A 17,950-nucleotide genomic window follows, 5' to 3' on the forward strand; every position below is an offset into this window, starting at 1 on the left:
CAGGCCTGCCGGAGTCCGCTCCGGCGCCGTGGTTCGCGCGCCATTCCCGATGCCCGGGGGCGTGAATCCGGCCTGTTCCGCCGAGGCATCGATCAGGAATCAGGAAAAGAACACCGACATGAACCAGGACGTCTCCGCCGCCGTGCCTGCCGCCGCACCTGCCACCGCCGTGCGCAGCTTCGGCCCCTACACCCTGATCCGCCTGATCGGCAGCAGCTCGCTGACGATCGCGTGGCTGGCTCGCGACACCCGCACCGATCAGCCGGTGCGGCTGCTGGCCGCGCGTCAGCCGGTCAACTCGCAGGTGGTGCGCGAGCGCTGCGTCGAGGAGGCCCGCAAGGCCTCGCAGCTCAAGCATCCGCGACTGCTGCCAGCCCATGAGGTCGGCTGCGTCGACCGGTTTCCCTATGTGGCCACGCTGTGCGATCCGGAGCATCTGCCTGCGCGCATCGAGGACACTTTTGCGCCGCCCGCGCTGCGCTCGCTGGTCCGCAATGGCTGCGAGCTGCTTGAAGGTCTGGCCTATGCGCACGAGGCGAGCATTCCGCATGGCGATCTCGGTCTGCACACCCTGGCCTTCGACACGCATGACAAGGTCTCGCTGTGGGGCCTGGGTCTGGGCGTCGCGATTGCCGGGGCGCGGTCGCAGGGTATTCCGAGCGCCGGTGGTCTGGGCGGCGGGCTGCTCGGGCGCGAGATCGCGGGGGCATGCCTGCTGATCCAGCACTGGATCCAGGGCACACCGCCGCATGGCGAGGCCGACATGCCCGCGCTGCTGGATCGCTGGCCCACCAGCAAGCTGAGCCTGCCTCAGGAGCTGCCGATGCCGATCGCCGATTCGCTGCGGCTGATGCTGGACCGGGCGGTCGAGACCAATCCGCAGCGGCGCTTCATTCATGCGCGCAGCTTTCACCGTGCGCTCAGTGGCTGGCACTACACCGAATACCCGGAGGACGGCGGCTTCGATGCGATGCTGCAGGCCCAGCTGCGCCGCAACGGCCACCTGCCGGCCACCGAAGGCCTGCGCGAGCGGGTGGCCCATATCGCCGGCATGGACAAGGGCCGGCTCGACGAGATGGTGGAGGTGCTGCGCCAGGACCTGGCGCTGACGCTGTCGATGCTGCGCGCCGCCAATGCCAGCGAGATGGCGGCCGCCGGCGAGGAGGGCGCTGCGGTCACCAGCGTCAAGCGGGCCATGGCTCTGCTGGGCACCGACGGGCTGCGCCGGGTCAGCAATGGCCAGCAGGCCTGGCCGGGCACCGCCAAGCCGCATCATGCGGCCCAGCTGGCCCAGGCGATCGACCGTGCCCATCTGGCCGGCTATCTGGCGGCCGAGGTCGCGCCCGGCGGCACGGACGCGGAGGGCGCGGCGCTGGCCGGCATCTTCCAGAACTTCGGCCAGATCCTGGGCCTCTACCATTTTCCCGACGAGGTGGCGCAGATCCAGCGGCTGGTCATCTCGAGCAAGGGCACCGACAAGCCGATCACGCCGGAACTGGCGGCCCAGTCGGTACTCGGGGTCGATCTGCAGGCGATGGCGATCGCCTTCATGCGCCTGTGGGGGCTGGCCGAGCCGTTGCGTCATCTGGTACGGCCGCTGAGCGAGGATGCGGTGGTGCGCATGCCCGAAAGCCTCGAGGCCTGGTCGCGGCTGACTGGCAGCTTCGCCAACGGGGTGCTGCGCATTACCGATCTGCCGCAGCCGGAGCAGCCGGTGGCACTGGCCGTGCTGGTGGGGCGCTACCATTCGACGCTCGGCCTCGACGAAGGCCAGGTGCGCGGCGCGATGCGTCGTGCCCGCGAGAAGCTCTCGCGCCACATGCGCTGACCCTGCCGGGCTGATGCCACTCTGGATCGACACCCACTGCCACCTCGACGCCCCCGAGTTCGACGCCGACCGCGATGCGGTGCTGGCGCGTGCGCACGCAAGGGGCGTCTCCTGCCTGGTGCTGCCGGCGGTCACCGCCGAGCATTTCGAGCCGCTGCGCCATCTGGCCGAGCGCACCGGCCAGCCCTACGCGCTGGGCCTGCATCCGCTGTGGACCGGCGCGGCCGAGCCCGAGGACTCGCTGGTGCGGCTGGACGCGATGCTGTCGGCCACGCGCGACGATCCCCGCCGGGTGGCGGTGGGCGAGATCGGCATCGACGGCTTCGAGCCCGGCCTGGACGCAGCGCGCCAGCGCCATTTCCTGGCCGAGCAGCTGAAGCTGGCGCGCCGCCACGACCTGCCGGTCATCCTGCATGTGCGCCGCTCGGCCGATGCGGTGCTGGCGCTGCTGCGGCGCCATCCGGTGCGCGGCGGCATCGCACATGCGTTCAACGGCAGCGAGCAGCAGGCGCGCGCCTTCGTCGACCTGGGCCTGAAGCTGGGCTTCGGCGGCGCGATGACCTTCGAGCGCGCGCTGCAGATCCGCCGCCTGGCCGCGACGCTGCCGGCCGAGGCGATCGTGCTCGAGACGGACGCGCCCGACATTCCGCCGCACTGGCTCTACCGCACCGCCGCCGAGCGCGCGGCCGGCGAGAGCAGCCGCAACGAGCCCGCCGAGCTGCCGCGCATCGCCGGGACGCTGGCGGCGCTGCGCGGCTGGAGCCTGGAGGAGACGGCCGAGATCACCCGTGCCAATGCCTGCGCCGCGCTGCCGGGGCTGGCGGCGCTGATCGGAGCGGCGACATGAGCGGCACCGGTGCGCCCGAGGCCCTGCCGCTGGCCGGCTTCGGGCCGGTCGTGGGGCCGCGCACCCGGCTGATGGTGCTGGGCAGCTTTCCCGGCGTGGCCTCGCTGGCGCAGCGGCAGTACTACGCCCATCCGCGCAACCAGTTCTGGCCGATCCTGTCGGCGCTCTGGAGGCTTGACCTGCGGGCCCTGCCGTATCCCGAGCGGCTGGAGGTGCTGCGCGAGCGCGGGCTGGGGCTGTGGGATGTCTATGCGCGGGTGCGCCGCGAGGGCAGCCTGGACAGCGCGATCGAGGCGGCCGAACTCAACGACCTGGCCGGCCTGCGCCGCATCGCGCCGGGGCTGGAGGCGGTGGCGCACAACGGCGCGGAGTCGGCACGCACGATGCGCCGGCTGCAGGCGCTGGGGCTGTCGGTGCACCGCCTGCCCTCGACCAGCCCGGCGAATGCCGGCTGGTCCTTCGAGCGCAAGCTCGCGGCCTGGCGGGAAACATTCGCGCGCTACGATCTGGCATGACTTCCGCTTCCCGTTCCCGCCGCCGCGACGGCGAGCTGCCTTCCGCGACGATTTCCGAGTTCGATGGCGTGCGCTATCTGCACCTGGGCGACACGCCGTGGGTGCAGGGCGCGATGCGGCTGCGCAAGCCGCGCTCGCTCGAGCTCGACTATGTGCAGCGCATGATGGCCTGGCTGCTGCTGCGCGACCTGGCCGCGCTCGACGACACCCGCGTGGTGCAGCTCGGCCTGGGCGCGGCGGCGCTGACGCGCTTCTGCCACGGCGAGCTGGGGCTGCGCACCACCGCGGTCGAACTCAACGCGCAGGTGGTGGCGGCGTGCCGGCAGTGGTTCCGGCTGCCGGCCGACGACGAGCGCCTGTCGGTGCAGATCGCCGACGCCGGCGCCTGGGTGCAGGACGCGGCCCACCACGGCAGCGCCGACGTGCTGAGCGTCGACCTCTACGACCACGAGGCGGCCGCGCCGGTGCTCGACGACGACGCGTTCTACCGCGGCTGCCACGAGGTGCTGACGGATGGCGGCGTGATGACGGTCAACCTGTTCGGCCGCAATGCCGGCTTCTCGCGCAGCGCGCGCCGCATCGAGGCGGCCTTCGCTGCGTCGGGCGGCACGGTGCGCATGCTCGCGCCCACGCCGGAGGGCAACACCATCGTGCTGGCGCTGCGTGCCGGCACCTTTCCCGACGAGGCGGTGCTGCGCGAGCGCGCCGAGGCCGTCACCGCGCGCTGCGGCCTGAAGGCGGTGCGCTGGCTGGGGCTGATCCAGCCGCTGCCGCCGGTGCGCGCTCCCCGCAAGGCCCGGGCTGCGGCGCCGGTGGCGGAGCCGTCCGAATGAGCGGCCCGGCGCGGGTGCCGCCACCGGCGGCGACGGCGCGTCGAGCGGTGCCCGCCGCCACCGAGCCCGGCGGGCCGCTGAGCTGGCGCCAGACGCTGGGCTGGCTGGTCGAGGACGGCCGGGTGCGCCCGGACGATGCGGTGCAGCTCGCGCAGCGCCTGGGCGCGGGCGACAGCGCCCAGCATCCGCTGGTGCGCCTGGCCGGGGCCAGCCTGGTCGATGCCCGCGACGGCCGTGCGCTCGACCTGGAGGCGCTGACGCGCTGGCTGGCGCAGCGCGCCGGGCTGCCTTATCTGCGCATCGATCCGCTGAAGGTCGATGTCGCACGGGTCACCGAGGTGATGTCGGCCGGCTATGCCGAGCGGCGTCGGGTGCTGCCGGTGCAGGTCGGCGCCAAGGAGGTGGTGATCGCCACCGCCGAGCCCTTCGTCACCGACTGGGTCGACGAGATCGCGCGCCACACCCGGCGCACCGTGCGCCGGGTGGTCTGCAGCCCGCTGGAGCTGGCGCGCTACACGGCCGAGTTCTACCAGCTCGCCCGCTCGGTCAAGGCGGCGCGCAAGACCGGCGAGGCCAGTCTGGGCGGCGTCAACTTCGAGCAGCTGGTCGAGCTGGGCAAGCACCGCCAGCTCGACGCCAACGACCAGGGCGTCGTGCAGGTGGTCGACTGGCTGTGGACCTACGCCTTCGAGCAGCGCGCCAGCGACATCCACCTCGAGCCCCGGCGCGAGCAGTGCCTGATCCGGCTGCGCATCGACGGCGTGCTGCACACCGCCTACCAGCTGCCGCAGACCGTCATGGCCGCGGTGACCGCGCGCATCAAGCTGCTCGCGCGCATGGACGTGATCGAGCGCCGCCGGCCCCAGGACGGCCGCATCAAGACCCGCAGCCCGCGCGGCGACGAGATCGAGATGCGCCTGTCGACGCTGCCCACCGCCTTCGGCGAGAAGCTGGTGATGCGCATCTTCGACCCGGAGACCGCGGTGCAGCCGGTCGAGGCGCTGGGCTTCGGCGAGGCTGACGCCGCGCGCTGGCAGCGCCTGGTCGCGCAGCCGCATGGCATCGTGCTGGTCACCGGCCCGACCGGTTCGGGCAAGACCACCACGCTCTACGCCACGCTGCGCGCGCTGGCCACCGACGAGGTCAACATCTGCACCATCGAGGACCCGATCGAGATGATCGAGCCGGCCTTCAACCAGACGCAGGTGCACTCGGCGGTCGAGCTCGACTTCGCCAGCGGCCTGCGCACGCTGATGCGCCAGGACCCGGACATCATCATGGTCGGCGAGATCCGCGACCTGGCCACCGCCGAGATGGCGGTGCAGGCGGCGCTGACCGGCCACCTGGTGTTCTCGACGCTGCACACCAATGACGCCGCCAGCGCGGTGACCCGGCTGCTCGACCTGGGCGTGCCGGCCTACCTGATCGGCGCGACGCTCTCGGGCGTGCTGGCGCAGCGCCTGGTGCGCCGGCTCTGTCCTGACTGCCGTGCACCCGACGAGACGCTGACGCTGCATACCCTGCAGGAGGCGCTGGGCCGGCTGCCGCTGCTCGAGCCCGACGAGGTGCCGCAGCCGATGCGCCCGGTCGGCTGCCCGGCCTGCCGACAGACCGGCTACCGCGGCCGGCTCGGCCTGTTCGAGCTGCTCGAGATCGATCCGGCGGTGCGCGAGCATCTGCAGGCCGAACCCGACCTGAAACGGCTGCGCCAGGCCGCGCTGGCCGGCGGCCTGCAGCCGCTGCGCCGCGCCGGCCTGCGCCTGGTCGCGCAGGGCCAGACCACGCTGGACGAGGTGCTGCGCTCGACGCCGGCCTGGGAGGAGGGTGTCCGCTCCGCCCCGGCCGCAAGGTGAGTGCCGCTTGCTCCGGCGTCGAATAATCCCGGTTCTTTGCAGATTTTCAGGGTCGGAAGGCCTTGTCTTGCGCTGAGTCAGGCGGGTGCAGGCCGAAAGTGAAAAAACGCAAACCATGCGTGCACAAACTTCACTTCATCGCCGTGCCGGGGCCTGTCTGCTGGCCTTGGGTCTTGTTTCCTGTGGTGGCGGCGACGGCCCGCCTGTCGCCACGATCGATGCCTCGACGCCTGATGCGCGAGCTGCGGTGGCGGTTCCCTCCCGCGTCGATGTCGACAGCAGCTGGCCCTATCTGGGCATCGGCATCAATGCCCTGAACTACTACAGCGGCGCCTTCGCGACCGCCGACGTGGTGCGCGAGAGCCAGTTCCGCACGCCCCAGTGGGGCGATGCACCGGTCGATGCCGACGGCGCGCCGACGCGCGACGCGCTGATGATCTTCACCTCGACCCGCATGGGGCCGGGCGTCTACAAGCTGATCTTCAAGGGACAGGCCTCGCTGAGTGTTGCCGGCGTGCCGGCCGACGGCTCGGACCAGCGTCCCTTCATCCAGAACGCGGTCTACACCGCGTCGACCAACACCACCACCGCCGATGTGGTGATCCCGGTGGCGATCCGCGACAACGCCTGGCTCACCTTCGACAACACCCGTCGCACGGCCAGCTCGGCGCTCGACACCGGCGTGACCGAGGTCCGGCTCTGGCGTCCGGGCTATCCGACCGATGGATCGGTGCTGTTCACGAACGAATTCCTGACCGCGATGAAGAAGTTCCATGTCATTCGTGGCATGGACTTCGTCGCGGCCAACAGCAATGCCGACATCACCTGGGCCAGCCGGACCAACGCCCGGCACATCGGCGCCGTGGCCACGGGCAAGGGTCAGCCCTGGGAGCTGCTGGTGCAGCTGGCCAATGCCACCGGCAACGATCTGTGGATCAATGTGCCGACCCGCGCCGACGATGCCTACCTGACCCGGCTGGCCCAGCTGCTGCGCTATGGCTCCGACGGGGTCAATCCGTACACCTCGGCCCGCGCCAATCCGGTCTGGCCGCCGCTCAGGACAGGCCTGAAGGTCTATGTGGAGCTGGGCAACGAGCTGTGGAACTGGAGCCCGGGCTTTTTCGGCTACGGCTGGTCGCTGGGGCTGGCCGATGCCGCACGAAAGACGCGCGCCCACCCGATCAACCATGATGGTGCGGTCGACGCGACCTCCCAGGACGGTCTCTACACGGCCCACCGCCGCTGGATCGCCTGGCGCTCCTCGCAGGTCAGTCTGGCGTTCCGCAAGATCTATGGCGATGCGGCGATGATGAGCACGGTCCGGCCGATCCTGGCCACCCAGGTGGCCGATGGCAACGCCTACATGAGCGAGGCGCTGCGCTGGGCCGAGGGCTACTACAGCATGATGCGCACCGTCAATGGCAAGACGGTGCGCATTGTCAGTTCGGTGGCACCTCGCAAGGTCAGCGAGCTGTGGTGGGGCGGCGGCGGGGCGGCCTACTACGAGTCCTCGGCCGAGCCGACCGATCCCGCCGATCCGGCACAGATGACGGCCTTCTTCGAAGGCTTGCCCGGACCGCAGTTCGCCATGCGCACGGCGATCGATGCGACCTGGATGCGCGGCTATGGCCTGAAGTCGGTCGCCTACGAGGGCGGGCCCGCTCCTGGCGGCAGTCCGCTGGGCTCGGCGAGCTGGCCGGGATCGGTGTCTGCGGCCTACAACGCCGATCCGCGCATGCTGGAGCGCATGCATGCCGCCCATCAGGTCTACCAGGCGCAGGGGGGACAGATGCTGAACTACTACGTCTACAGCGGTGCCGGCCCGTGGGACTTCGTCAACGGCCTGCCGGGGGCCACCAGCACGGTGTCGGACACCGATACCGTCAAGCTGCAGGCCATCGACGCGATCCGGCTGACACGCAAGAACGGTGCGACGCTGGGCGCGACGGTTCCGGGCACGGTGTGGCTGCAGGATCCGCAGCTCTTCCGTCAGCTCTACGGCGGGGCGAGCGGCTCCTGGGGCTATGACGGCCAGGCGATCCGCTTCGGGCCCGGCACCCGGGGAGCCGCCTTTGCCGAGTCGATCCTGCTTCCGGTGCGCGCCGCTGCGGCCGGCACCTACCGGTTTTCCCTGCGCACCTACGATGCGTCGGCCGGTGCGCAGGTGGAGATGCTGATCAATGGCCAGACCGCGGGCACCTGGACGCTGCCTGCGAGCACCTCGGGGCAGCCGGTGGCCAGCAGCGTGCTGAGCGCCGCGCTGCCGGCGGGTCTCAGCGTGGTGCGTCTGCGTTCGCTCAACAGCGCCATCTGGATCCGCGATCTGGTGGTGCAGTGAGCGAGTGGGTCGGGGCGGATCGTGCCCCGACCTGCATTCGGGCAGAAACAGGCGCAGTTTCTGCCATTCGAGGGTTTTCCCGCATCATTTGCCAGCATCCTGCTAAGTGGTCCCCACAGCTGCGCGTCATCAGCCGCTTTCTAGAATCGCGGCATCCTGTTTTCCGACATTCGAGGAGATGACGTGCAAATCAAGAGCCAGAAGGATTTCTGGTCGGGGCTGATGTTCATCGGGGTGGGGGTCGCATTCGCGGTCGGTTCGCTCGAGTACAGCTTCGGCAGTTCGGCCCGTCCGGGGCCAGCCTATTTCCCCTTCGGACTGGGGGTGCTGATGGCCGTCCTGGGCGCGATGGTGCTGTTCGGCGCGCTGGGCAAGTCCGGTGGCGACGGCGATCCGGTGGGCGCGTTCGCCTGGCGGCCGCTGTTCATCATTCTGGGCTCGGTGGCGCTCTTCGGCTTCCTGCTGCCGCGCCTGGGCATGCTGATCACGCTGCCGCTGCTGGTGCTGATCTCCTCGACTGCGAGCGAGGAGTTCTCCATCAAGGGCGCGCTGATCAATGCCGCGGTGCTGACCGTGGCTTCGTGGGCCGTCTTCTCGAAGGGCCTGAACCTGACCATCCCGCTGCTGCCGACGATCTTCGGCGCCGGCGCCTGACCCGCGGGAGGCGATTCGCATGGACCTGATCAACAACCTGGCGCTCGGCCTGGAAACGGCCGTCACCTTTCAGAACCTGTTCTACGCGCTGATGGGCGCGATCCTGGGCACGCTGATCGGCGTGCTGCCCGGCCTCGGCCCGGTGGCGACGATCGCGATGCTGCTGCCGTCGATCTACGCGCTGGACGCCACGCCGGCGCTGATCATGCTCGCCGGCATCTACTACGGTGCGCAGTACGGCGGCTCGACCACCGCGATCCTGATCAACGTGCCCGGCGAGGCCTCGTCGGTGGTGACCTCGCTCGATGGCTACCAGATGGCGCGCAAGGGTCGCGCCGGCCCGGCGCTGGCCGCGGCCGGTCTGGGCTCCTTCTTCGCCGGCTGCGTGGGCACGCTGGTGATCGCCGCCTTCGCGCCGCCGCTGACCGAGCTGGCCTTCCAGTTCGGCCCGGCCGAGTACTTCTCGCTGATGGTGCTGGGCCTGATCGGTGCGGTGGTGCTGGCCTCGGGCTCGCTGGTCAAGGCGATCGCGATGATCATCCTGGGCCTGCTGATCGGCCAGATCAACACCGACGTGATCTCGGGCGTGCCGCGCTTCAGCTTCGACATTCCTGAGCTGACCGACGGCATCGGCTTCGTGACCATCGCGATGGGCGTGTTCGGCTTCGGCGAGATCATCTCCAACCTGGGCCGTCCGGCCGAGCAGCGCGAGGTGTTCACCAAGGAGGTCAAGGGCCTGATGCCGACCCGGCAAGACGTGCGCGACGCCTTCCCCGCGGTGCTGCGCGGCACCGCGCTGGGCTCGCTGCTGGGTGTGCTGCCGGGTGGCGGTGCGCTGCTGTCGTCCTTCGCGGCCTACACCATCGAGAAGAAGGTGAAGATGCGTCCGGGCGAAGTGCCTTTCGGCCAGGGCAACATCCGCGGCGTGGCCGGCCCCGAGGCGGCCAACAACGCCGGCGCGCAGACCAGCTTCATCCCGATGCTGACGCTGGGCATTCCGCCCAACGCGGTGATGGCGCTGATGGTGGGCGCGATGACCATCAAGGGCATCCAGCCGGGTCCGCAGGTCATGACCAGCAACCCCGAGCTGTTCTGGGGCCTGATCGCCTCGATGTGGGTCGGCAACCTGATCCTGGTGATCCTGAACCTGCCGATGATCGGCATCTGGATCAAGCTGCTGACCGTGCCTTACCGCTTCCTGTTCCCGGCCATCCTGACCTTCTGCTGCATCGGCCTGTACACGCTGAACAACAACAACTTCGATGTGTACATGGCGGTGATCTTCGGCCTGATCGGCTACATCTTCTACAAGCTGAACTGCGAGCCGGCGCCGCTGCTGCTGGGCTTCATCCTCGGCCCGATGATGGAAGAGAACCTGCGCCGCGCGCTGCTGCTGTCGCGTGGCGACTGGACCACCTTCATGAGCCGCCCGCTGTCGGCCGGCCTGCTGATCGCGGCGCTGCTGATGATCGTGGTGGTGATGCTGCCCTCGATCCGCAACAAGCGCGAGGAAGCCTTCCAGGACGCGGACTGACACGGCGTCCTGCCCTGAGCGCATTCCTGCCAAGGCCCCACCCCCCGGTGGGGCCTTTTTCATTTCCATGATGATGGGTCGGATGGACGGACGATGCCTGTGACCTTGAAGACGATGCTTGATCCCGAGCGCCTGCCGCAGGCGCTGCAGCCGCTGCGCCTGCCGGTGTTCCGGATGCTCTGGCTGGCCTGGCTGGCGGCCAACCTGACGATGTGGATGAACGATGTCGCGGCCGCCTGGCTGATGACGCAGCTCACCGACAGCGCGGTGATGGTGGCCCTGGTCTCGGCGGCGTCCACGCTGCCGGTCTTCCTGCTGGGCCTGCCCAGCGGGGCGCTGGCCGACATCGTCGACCGGCGGCGCTGGTTCGCCTCCACCCAGCTGTGGGTGGCGCTGGTGGCGCTGCTGCTGGCGCTGCTGGCGCTGGCCGACGGCATCACGCCGCATCTGCTGCTGCTGCTGACCTTCGCCAACGGCATCGGGCTGGCGGCGCGCTGGCCGGTGTTCGCGGCGATCGTGCCGGAGATCGTGCCGGCGGCCTCGCTGTCGGGGGCGCTGGCGCTGCAGGCGATGGCGATGAATCTCTCGCGCATTCTCGGTCCGATCGTGGCCGGTGCGGTGCTGGCGGCCTCGGGCAGCGCGGCGGTGTTCGTGCTCAATGCGGTGCTGTCGCTGCTGGCCTTCGTGCAGATCCTGCGCTGGAAGAGCAGCCCGCGCATCAGCGCGCTGCCGGGCGAGCGCTTCGTCGGCGCGATGCGGGTGGGCGTGCAGCATGTGGCGCAGAACCCGCGCATGCGCGCGGTGCTGCTGCGGGTGTTCGTGTTCTTCTTCCTGAGCACCGCGCTGACCGCGATGCTGCCGCTGGTGGCGCGCCGGCTCGGCGGCGGGGCCGGGGGCTTCACGCTGCTGATGGCCTGCATGGGCAGCGGCGCGATGACGGCGGTGCTGGCGCTGCCGCGCCTTCGCGAGCGCCACAGCCGCGACCGCATCGTCGGCATCGGCTCGCTGATCGTGGCGGTGATGACGCTGGTGGTGGCGCTGGCGCCCTGGCTGTGGCTGGCGGCGCTGGGCATGGCGCTGGCCGGCATGGCCTGGATCGCCACCGCCAACACGCTGACGATGTCGGCGCAGCTCGCGCTGCCCAACTGGGTGCGCGCGCGCGGCATGTCGACCTACCAGATGGCGCTGATGGGCGGCTCGGCCGCCGGGGCGGCGACCTGGGGCCATCTGGCGGGCTGGACCTCGGTGCCGACCGCGCTGATCGTGTCGGCGCTCTGCGGGCCGCTGGTGCTGCTGGCGGTGCGCCGCTTCACCGTCTCCGGCCAGGAGGCGGACCTGCGCCCGGCGCTGCCCGCCTCGCCGCCCAATCCGGCCACCGACATCGGCCCGGACGAGGGCCCGGTCATGGTCACGGTCGAGTACCTGATCGATCCGGCGCGCGCCGCCGAATTCGCCGAGGTGATGCGCCTGACCCGCCAGGCGCGGCTGCGCCAGGGCGCGCTGTCCTGGGGCCTGTTCCGCGATACCGAGCAGCCCGGGCGCCATGTCGAGTACTTCGTCGACGAGACCTGGGTCGAGCACCTGCGCCGGCTGGAGCGCTTCACGGCCGACGACGTGCAGCTGCGCGGGCGGCGGCTGGCGTTTCACCTGGGGGCGGAGGCGCCGAAGGTACGGCGGTATGTGGGGGAGGCGCTGGAAGGGGTGGGGCGGTGATTCAGGCTCAGGCCGCCCCAGCAGCGCATCCAGCGGTGTTTCGACGCCGGATTGTTGCGCGGCCCGGTCGGCAGCACGGCGGCCACCTCGTCGATCGTGAGCACCGAAGGAATCCGGCGCGGGGCCGTGGGTCGCGCCATCTCGTTCATCCAGGGCAAATCGACGCCGATCACCTCGCGATAGAGGAACAGCAGTGCCGACAGCGCCTGTTTGTGTGTCGAGACAGAGACCCGCCGCACGTTGGTCAGGTGGGTCAGGAACGCCTCGACCTCGGCGGCGCCCATGTCCTTGGGGTGGCGCACGCCGTGGAATCGGATGTAGGCGCGGCTCCAGGACAGGTAGGCCTCCTCGGTCTTCAGGCTGTAGTGCAGGTACCGGATGCGCTCGCGCAGCTGGTCCAGCAGGCGCTTCGACTGCAGCGGCGGGCGGTCGGTCGACGTGCTGCGGCGAGGTGGGTGGTTCATGCGGGCAGTCTGGCGTGGTGGCGGCCGGAGGCCAATCGCCCTGAAGCGGGATGCGGGTGGGGGCCGGCGTGCTTTGATAGACGAAAAACGTGCTGGCGGCTATGCTGATCGGCCATGTGCAGGCGGCCTGACTGGCTGTGCTCGGTGCAGGGTTTCACGGTCCATTTAGGGGGAGGTTATGCGTCAAGCTGCGGAAAAATTTCAATGCCGACAACAAATTGCGTGCCGTTCCGGCGCCAGGTTAGATGGCGGCGACCACGTTAGACAGCAGGGCCGTGAGGTCTAAATTACGTTAGACGGGCGTACAAAGATAATTTCCATCTCAAGGGATCACCATGCGCTTCATTCACGCACTATTACTGGCAGGGATCGCTCACTCTGCATATGCGTCGGAAAAATTAACCTTCAAGACCGATCTTGAGAAGCTAGAGCGCGAAAAAGCAGCTCAGATCGGTGTTGCGATCGTCGATCCCCAAGGAGAGATCGTCGCGGGCCACCGAATGGCGCAGCGTTTTGCAATGTGCTCAACGTTCAAGTTTCCGCTAGCCGCGCTGGTCTTTGAAAGAATTGACTCAGGCACCGAGCGGGGGGATCGAAAACTTTCATATGGGCCGGACATGATCGTCGAATGGTCTCCTGCCACGGAGCGGTTTCTAGCATCGGGACACATGACGGTTCTCGAGGCAGCGCAAGCTGCGGTGCAGCTTAGCGACAATGGGGCTACTAACCTCTTACTGAGAGAAATTGGCGGACCTGCTGCAATGACGCAGTATTTTCGTAAAATTGGCGACTCTGTGAGTCGGCTAGACCGGAAAGAGCCGGAGATGAGCGACAACACACCTGGCGACCTCAGAGATACAACTACGCCTATTGCTATGGCACGTACTGTGGCTAAAGTCCTCTATGGCGGCGCACTGACGTCCACCTCGACCCACACCATTGAGAGGTGGCTGATCGGAAACCAAACGGGAGACGCGACACTACGAGCGGGTTTTCCTAAAGATTGGGTTGTTGGAGAGAAAACTGGTACTTGCGCCAACGGGGGCCGGAACGACATTGGTTTTTTTAAAGCCCAGGAGAGAGATTACGCTGTAGCGGTGTATACAACGGCCCCGAAACTATCGGCCGTAGAACGTGACGAATTAGTTGCCTCTGTCGGTCAAGTTATTACACAACTCATCCTGAGCACGGACAAATAGTTGACGCCCGTCTAACAATTCGTTCAAGCCGACGTTGCTTCGTGGCGGCGCTTGCGTGCTACGCTAAGCTTCGCACGCCGCTTGCCACTGCGCACCGCGGCTTAACTCAGGCGTTAGGCCCACAAGAAGAAACACCGTGCCAATCTTCGAACGCGCATCTGCATCAGACGTCCCAGCGCTTAGTGAGTTGCTAGATGTGCTGTTTACTCAAGAAGTTGAGTTCAAGCCAGACACGGCAGCTCAATGCAAAGGTCTATCAACCATCATTGGCAACCCAGATCTTGGCGCCATCCTGGTTGCGAGGGAAGACCGGACCGTTTTGGCAATGGTCAACCTACTATTCACCATTTCTACGGCACTAGGTGAACGTGTCGCTCTTCTCGAAGACATGGTGGTATCACCCAGCGCTCGTGGCTCAGGCGTCGGATCAGAGCTTCTCAATTACGCAATTGACTTTGCGCGCTTGAGTGGGGTCAGACGAATCACGCTTCTCACAGATCGAGAGAACACATCAGCACAGCGCTTTTATGCGAAGCACGGCTTCTCCGAGTCCACCATGGTCCCGCTTCGGCGAACTGTCCCCTAAAGCCATGAGTAAATCAGCAGCACAATCACCTGTCACCAGCCTAACTCGGCGTTCAACGCGGACGCCACGGCAGGCCATGCCTTCGGCATTCTCATGGCCTGCCGCGGTACCCTCCGCACTTCGTGCTCCGGCGCCGGTTAACTAGGGCGTTAGACATCATGAGGGACGCAGTGATCGCCGAAATTTCGACACAACTGTTAGAGGTGCTTAGTGTCATTGAGCGCCATCTGGAGCCGACGTTGCTGGCCGTGCATTTGTACGGCTCCGCAGTGAATGGCGGCCTGAAGCCATACAGCGATATTGATTTGCTGGTTACTGTGACTGTAAGGCTTAATGAAACAACGCGGCGAGCTTTGCTCAACGACCTTCTGGAGGTTTCGACTTTCCCCGGCGAGAGTGAGGCTCTCCGCGCTATAGAAGTCACCATTGTCGTGCACGACGACATCATTCCGTGGCGTTATCCAGCTAAGCGAGAACTGCAATTTGGAGAATGGCAGCGCAATGACATTCTTGCGGGTATCTTCGAGCCAGCCACGATCGACATTGATCTGGCTATCTTGCTGACAAAAGCAAGAGAACATAGCGTTGCCTTGGTAGGTCCAGCGGCGGAGGAACTCTTTGATCCGGTCCCTGAACAGGATCTATTCGAGGCACTAAATGAAACCTTGAAGCTATGGAACTCGCAGCCCGACTGGGCTGGCGATGAGCGAAATGTAGTGCTTACGTTGTCTCGTATTTGGTACAGCGCAGTAACCGGCAAAATCGCGCCGAAGGATGTCGCTGCCGACTGGGCAATGGAGCGCCTACCGGCCCAGTATCAGCCCGTCTTGCTTGAAGCTAGACAGGCTTATCTTGGACAAGAAGAAGATCGCTTGGCCTTGCACGCTGATCAGTTGGAAGAATTTGTTCACTACGTGAAAGGCGAGAGCACCAAGGTAGTCGGCAAATGATGTCTAACAATTCGTTCAAGCCGACGCCGCTTCGCGGCGCGGCTTAACTCGAGCGTTGGGCATTAAGGAAAAGTTAATGGCAATCCGAATCTTCGCGATACTTTTCTCCATTTTTTCTCTTGCCACTTTCGCGCATGCGCAAGAAGGCACGCTAGAACGTTCTGACTGGAGGAAGTTTTTCAGCGAATTTCAAGCCAAAGGCACGATAGTTGTGGCAGACGAACGCCAAGCGGATCGTGCCATGTTGGTTTTTGATCCTGTGCGATCGAAGAAACGCTACTCGCCTGCATCGACATTCAAGATACCTCATACACTTTTTGCACTTGATGCAGGCGCTGTTCGTGATGAGTTCCAGATTTTTCGATGGGACGGCGTTAACAGGGGCTTTGCAGGCCACAATCAAGACCAAGATTTGCGATCAGCAATGCGGAATTCTACTGTTTGGGTGTATGAGCTATTTGCAAAGGAAATTGGTGATGACAAAGCTCGGCGCTATTTGAAGAAAATCGACTATGGCAACGCCGATCCTTCGACAAGTAATGGCGATTACTGGATAGAAGGCAGCCTTGCAATCTCGGCGCAGGAGCAAATTGCATTTCTCAGGAAGCTCTATCGTAACGAGCTGCCCTTTCGGGTAGAACATCAGCGCTTGGTCAAGGATCTCATGATTGTGGAAGCCGGTCGCAACTGGATACTGCGTGCAAAGACGGGCTGGGAAGGCCGTATGGGTTGGTGGGTAGGATGGGTTGAGTGGCCGACTGGCTCCGTATTCTTCGCACTGAATATTGATACGCCAAACAGAATGGATGATCTTTTCAAGAGGGAGGCAATCGTGCGGGCAATCCTTCGCTCTATTGAAGCGTTACCGCCCAACCCGGCAGTCAACTCGGACGCTGCGCGATAAAACCGCGCAGCGCCGGTTACTTCAACGTTAGACAGCGCTATGTACCAACGCATCAAAGCCCTGTTTTTTCGTTCGCATCGACTGGACTCAGACGTCGAGAAGCCTGAGTACATCTCGCGGCCTCCCATCAATGCGACCACCGTCGACTCACGCTTTGTCCCGCCGCAACCGAATGCTGTGTGGGTTAGCGAGCGTGATGTCGAGGAATTCATGCGGAACGGATATTCGTTTTGCCCCCATCCGGACGGTGGAGAGGTGTGCGTTCGCTTCCATAACAAGCCGCCGGAGCGTGTGCTTATGGATTGGCTACTCAATCCACCGAAAGGGCGTGGCGATGTCTAACTTCTCATTGCAGCCGACCCGCGCCAGCTTCGCTGGCTGGTCGGCTGAATTCAAACGTTAGGCCACTGATGGAAACACCGCTGCTTCTGAAAGCTGCCAACGGCCGCAACTTCCTCGCGTTCGAGGCGTACGACACGCCACAGTGGTTTGCCGCCGTTGAGTGGCTGACTGCTCAAGGCTTTACGCGGCGGTCACCGTTCACTGAGGCTCGGCCGGTCATTGGTTGTGACGAGGGCATAATGCCGTCGTTCGTTTGGGAGGGTGTGTCATTAGCTGCCGGCTGGGACAACTGGTCAGGGAACTATCTTCTCGCCCAATGCGAGCAGGGGGATGGCTTGCTAGTCGACCTCGCAAGACATGTGGCTGCTGTGGATCGGCGATCAGTGGCCTAACATTTCGCTCAAGCGGACCAATCAATCGCTTCGCGATTGATGTGGCCGCTTATTAACTAGGCAATAAAATACATTATAATTTATTGATGAAAAAGCCTGACGCCCGCCGCCTCGGCGAAGAAAGCCTGCAATTGCTCCGTTCCCAAGCACACCGCTTGAGGCTGGATGGACGAACTTGGGCAGAAATTGCTTCGATCGTGGGGGTGAGTCTTGGTGCCATGATGGTCTGGGCGAGGCGTTACCGCCTGGGCAGTGACGAGTTCAGTGAAGAGAATGTGGTTTCCCTTCGGCGAGGACGCGTGCAAGGTGCAAACCGCACCCTGTCCGGTGACGACGAAGCGCTGCTGAGACACTGGATCATTCAAGATCGGCCGGCGACCCATGGCTTGCCGTATGCGCTGTGGACTCGGCGTGCGGTTCAGGAACTCATCCGTGCCAAGTTTGATACCGACATGCCGATCCGTACCGTTGGTGAATACCTGATGCGCTGGGGCATGACGCCGCAAAGGCCGGCCCGGCGCGCTCGGGAGCAGGACCAGACCGCACTGAAGACGTGGACGAACGAGACCTATCCGGAGATCGTTCGGCGAGCCAAGGCGCAGGGTGGCACGGTCTACTGGGCCGACGAGACGGCCATCCGCCAAGACACGGCTTGGATTCGAGGCTACGCGCCGAGCGGGCAGACACCGCAGTTGCTGCACTCGGCGCGTTGGGACAGCATCACGCTGATATCGGCCGTGACCAATCAAGGTCTGGTGCGGTTTCGTCTGCATGATGGTGCCATCAATACCGAGCGCTTCATCGATTTTCTGCAAGGCCTGCTCGACGACACGCAAAACAAGGTATTCCTCATCGTGGATAACTTGCGGGTTCATCACCAGAAAGCGCGAGAAGCCCCGTCCTTCAGGGCGGGGAGGCAGAGCGCAGGCTCGCGCAGCGAGCCATTGGCTTGGTGGTCGAGTTTCCTGTGGCATGGTTGACTGTTTTTATATACAGTA

Annotated in this window: 15 protein-coding genes; 14 read left to right on the forward strand and 1 reads right to left on the reverse strand. The window is 65.7% G+C overall.

Translation table 11 applies throughout. From position 1 onward, the window contains the following. Window positions 1-118: 118 nt before the first annotated feature. The 9 genes from NFT33_RS03585 (at window position 119) to NFT33_RS03625 (ending at window position 12,115) form a co-directional block, all read left to right on the forward strand. Window positions 119-1,828: an HDOD domain-containing protein gene (locus NFT33_RS03585; protein ID WP_251673196.1), complete on the forward strand. Its 1,710-nt coding sequence runs from the start codon at window positions 119-121 to the stop codon at window positions 1,826-1,828. A 13-nt stretch (window positions 1,829-1,841) separates the two neighbouring features. Beyond that, window positions 1,842-2,675 (forward strand): TatD family hydrolase, encoded by an 834-nt coding sequence (locus NFT33_RS03590; protein ID WP_251673197.1) that lies wholly within the window; start codon window positions 1,842-1,844, stop codon window positions 2,673-2,675. Further along, the gene (locus tag NFT33_RS03595) at window positions 2,672-3,190 is read left to right on the forward strand and encodes a DNA-deoxyinosine glycosylase (RefSeq protein WP_251673199.1); all 519 of its coding nucleotides are present in this window, start codon (window positions 2,672-2,674) and stop codon (window positions 3,188-3,190) included. The genes NFT33_RS03590 and NFT33_RS03595 overlap by 4 nt, the downstream gene beginning before the upstream one ends. Further along, window positions 3,187-4,023 carry a spermine/spermidine synthase domain-containing protein gene (locus NFT33_RS03600; RefSeq protein WP_251673201.1) on the forward strand — a complete coding sequence of 279 codons (837 nt, stop codon included), beginning with the start codon at window positions 3,187-3,189 and terminating at the stop codon, window positions 4,021-4,023. The genes NFT33_RS03595 and NFT33_RS03600 overlap by 4 nt, the downstream gene beginning before the upstream one ends. Then, window positions 4,020-5,876, forward strand: coding sequence for a GspE/PulE family protein (locus NFT33_RS03605; protein ID WP_251673203.1), 1,857 nt, complete (start codon window positions 4,020-4,022; stop codon window positions 5,874-5,876). The genes NFT33_RS03600 and NFT33_RS03605 overlap by 4 nt, the downstream gene beginning before the upstream one ends. A gap of 247 nt (window positions 5,877-6,123) precedes the next feature. Next, window positions 6,124-8,214 (forward strand): carbohydrate-binding protein, encoded by a 2,091-nt coding sequence (locus NFT33_RS03610; RefSeq protein ID WP_251673205.1) that lies wholly within the window; start codon window positions 6,124-6,126, stop codon window positions 8,212-8,214. 183 nt (window positions 8,215-8,397) lie between these two features. Beyond that, a complete protein-coding gene (locus tag NFT33_RS03615; RefSeq protein WP_220785369.1) occupies window positions 8,398-8,868 on the forward strand; it encodes a tripartite tricarboxylate transporter TctB family protein in 471 nt (156 codons plus the stop codon). Window positions 8,869-8,887: 19 nt separating this feature from the next. Continuing rightward, on the forward strand, window positions 8,888-10,402 hold the full coding sequence (locus tag NFT33_RS03620) for a tripartite tricarboxylate transporter permease (RefSeq protein ID WP_251673207.1): 1,515 nt from the start codon (window positions 8,888-8,890) through the stop codon (window positions 10,400-10,402). A 114-nt stretch (window positions 10,403-10,516) separates the two neighbouring features. Continuing rightward, window positions 10,517-12,115, forward strand: a complete 1,599-nt coding sequence (locus tag NFT33_RS03625) for an MFS transporter (protein WP_251673221.1) — start codon at window positions 10,517-10,519, stop codon at window positions 12,113-12,115. On the opposite strand, the gene NFT33_RS03630 is transcribed toward NFT33_RS03625, so the two are convergent. Continuing rightward, window positions 12,046-12,579, reverse strand: a complete 534-nt coding sequence (locus tag NFT33_RS03630; RefSeq protein WP_446829114.1) for a phage integrase N-terminal SAM-like domain-containing protein — start codon at window positions 12,577-12,579, stop codon at window positions 12,046-12,048. The two genes, NFT33_RS03625 and NFT33_RS03630, sit on opposite strands and share 70 nt — an antisense overlap. 335 nt (window positions 12,580-12,914) lie before the next feature. Between NFT33_RS03630 and NFT33_RS03635 the strand changes: the two genes are divergently transcribed. From NFT33_RS03635 to NFT33_RS03655, 5 genes are all read left to right on the forward strand, one after another. After that, the gene (locus NFT33_RS03635; RefSeq protein WP_012658785.1) at window positions 12,915-13,778 is read left to right on the forward strand and encodes a carbapenem-hydrolyzing class A beta-lactamase GES-5; all 864 of its coding nucleotides are present in this window, start codon (window positions 12,915-12,917) and stop codon (window positions 13,776-13,778) included. Window positions 13,779-13,914: 136 nt separating this feature from the next. Then, the gene (locus NFT33_RS03640; protein ID WP_251673209.1) at window positions 13,915-14,364 is read left to right on the forward strand and encodes a GNAT family N-acetyltransferase; all 450 of its coding nucleotides are present in this window, start codon (window positions 13,915-13,917) and stop codon (window positions 14,362-14,364) included. Window positions 14,365-14,522: 158 nt separating this feature from the next. Next, window positions 14,523-15,314 (forward strand): AadA family aminoglycoside 3''-O-nucleotidyltransferase, encoded by a 792-nt coding sequence (locus NFT33_RS03645; protein WP_018716282.1) that lies wholly within the window; start codon window positions 14,523-14,525, stop codon window positions 15,312-15,314. Between the two features lie 76 nt (window positions 15,315-15,390). Next, the gene (locus tag NFT33_RS03650) at window positions 15,391-16,218 is read left to right on the forward strand and encodes an oxacillin-hydrolyzing class D beta-lactamase OXA-2 (RefSeq protein WP_001007673.1); all 828 of its coding nucleotides are present in this window, start codon (window positions 15,391-15,393) and stop codon (window positions 16,216-16,218) included. 820 nt (window positions 16,219-17,038) lie between these two features. After that, on the forward strand, window positions 17,039-17,932 hold the full coding sequence (locus NFT33_RS03655; RefSeq protein WP_251673211.1) for an IS630 family transposase: 894 nt from the start codon (window positions 17,039-17,041) through the stop codon (window positions 17,930-17,932). Window positions 17,933-17,950 lie beyond the last annotated feature (18 nt).

The sequence above is a fragment of the Sphaerotilus sp. FB-3 genome (assembly GCF_023706025.1).
Lineage (GTDB): Bacteria > Pseudomonadota > Gammaproteobacteria > Burkholderiales > Burkholderiaceae_C > Sphaerotilus > Sphaerotilus sulfidivorans.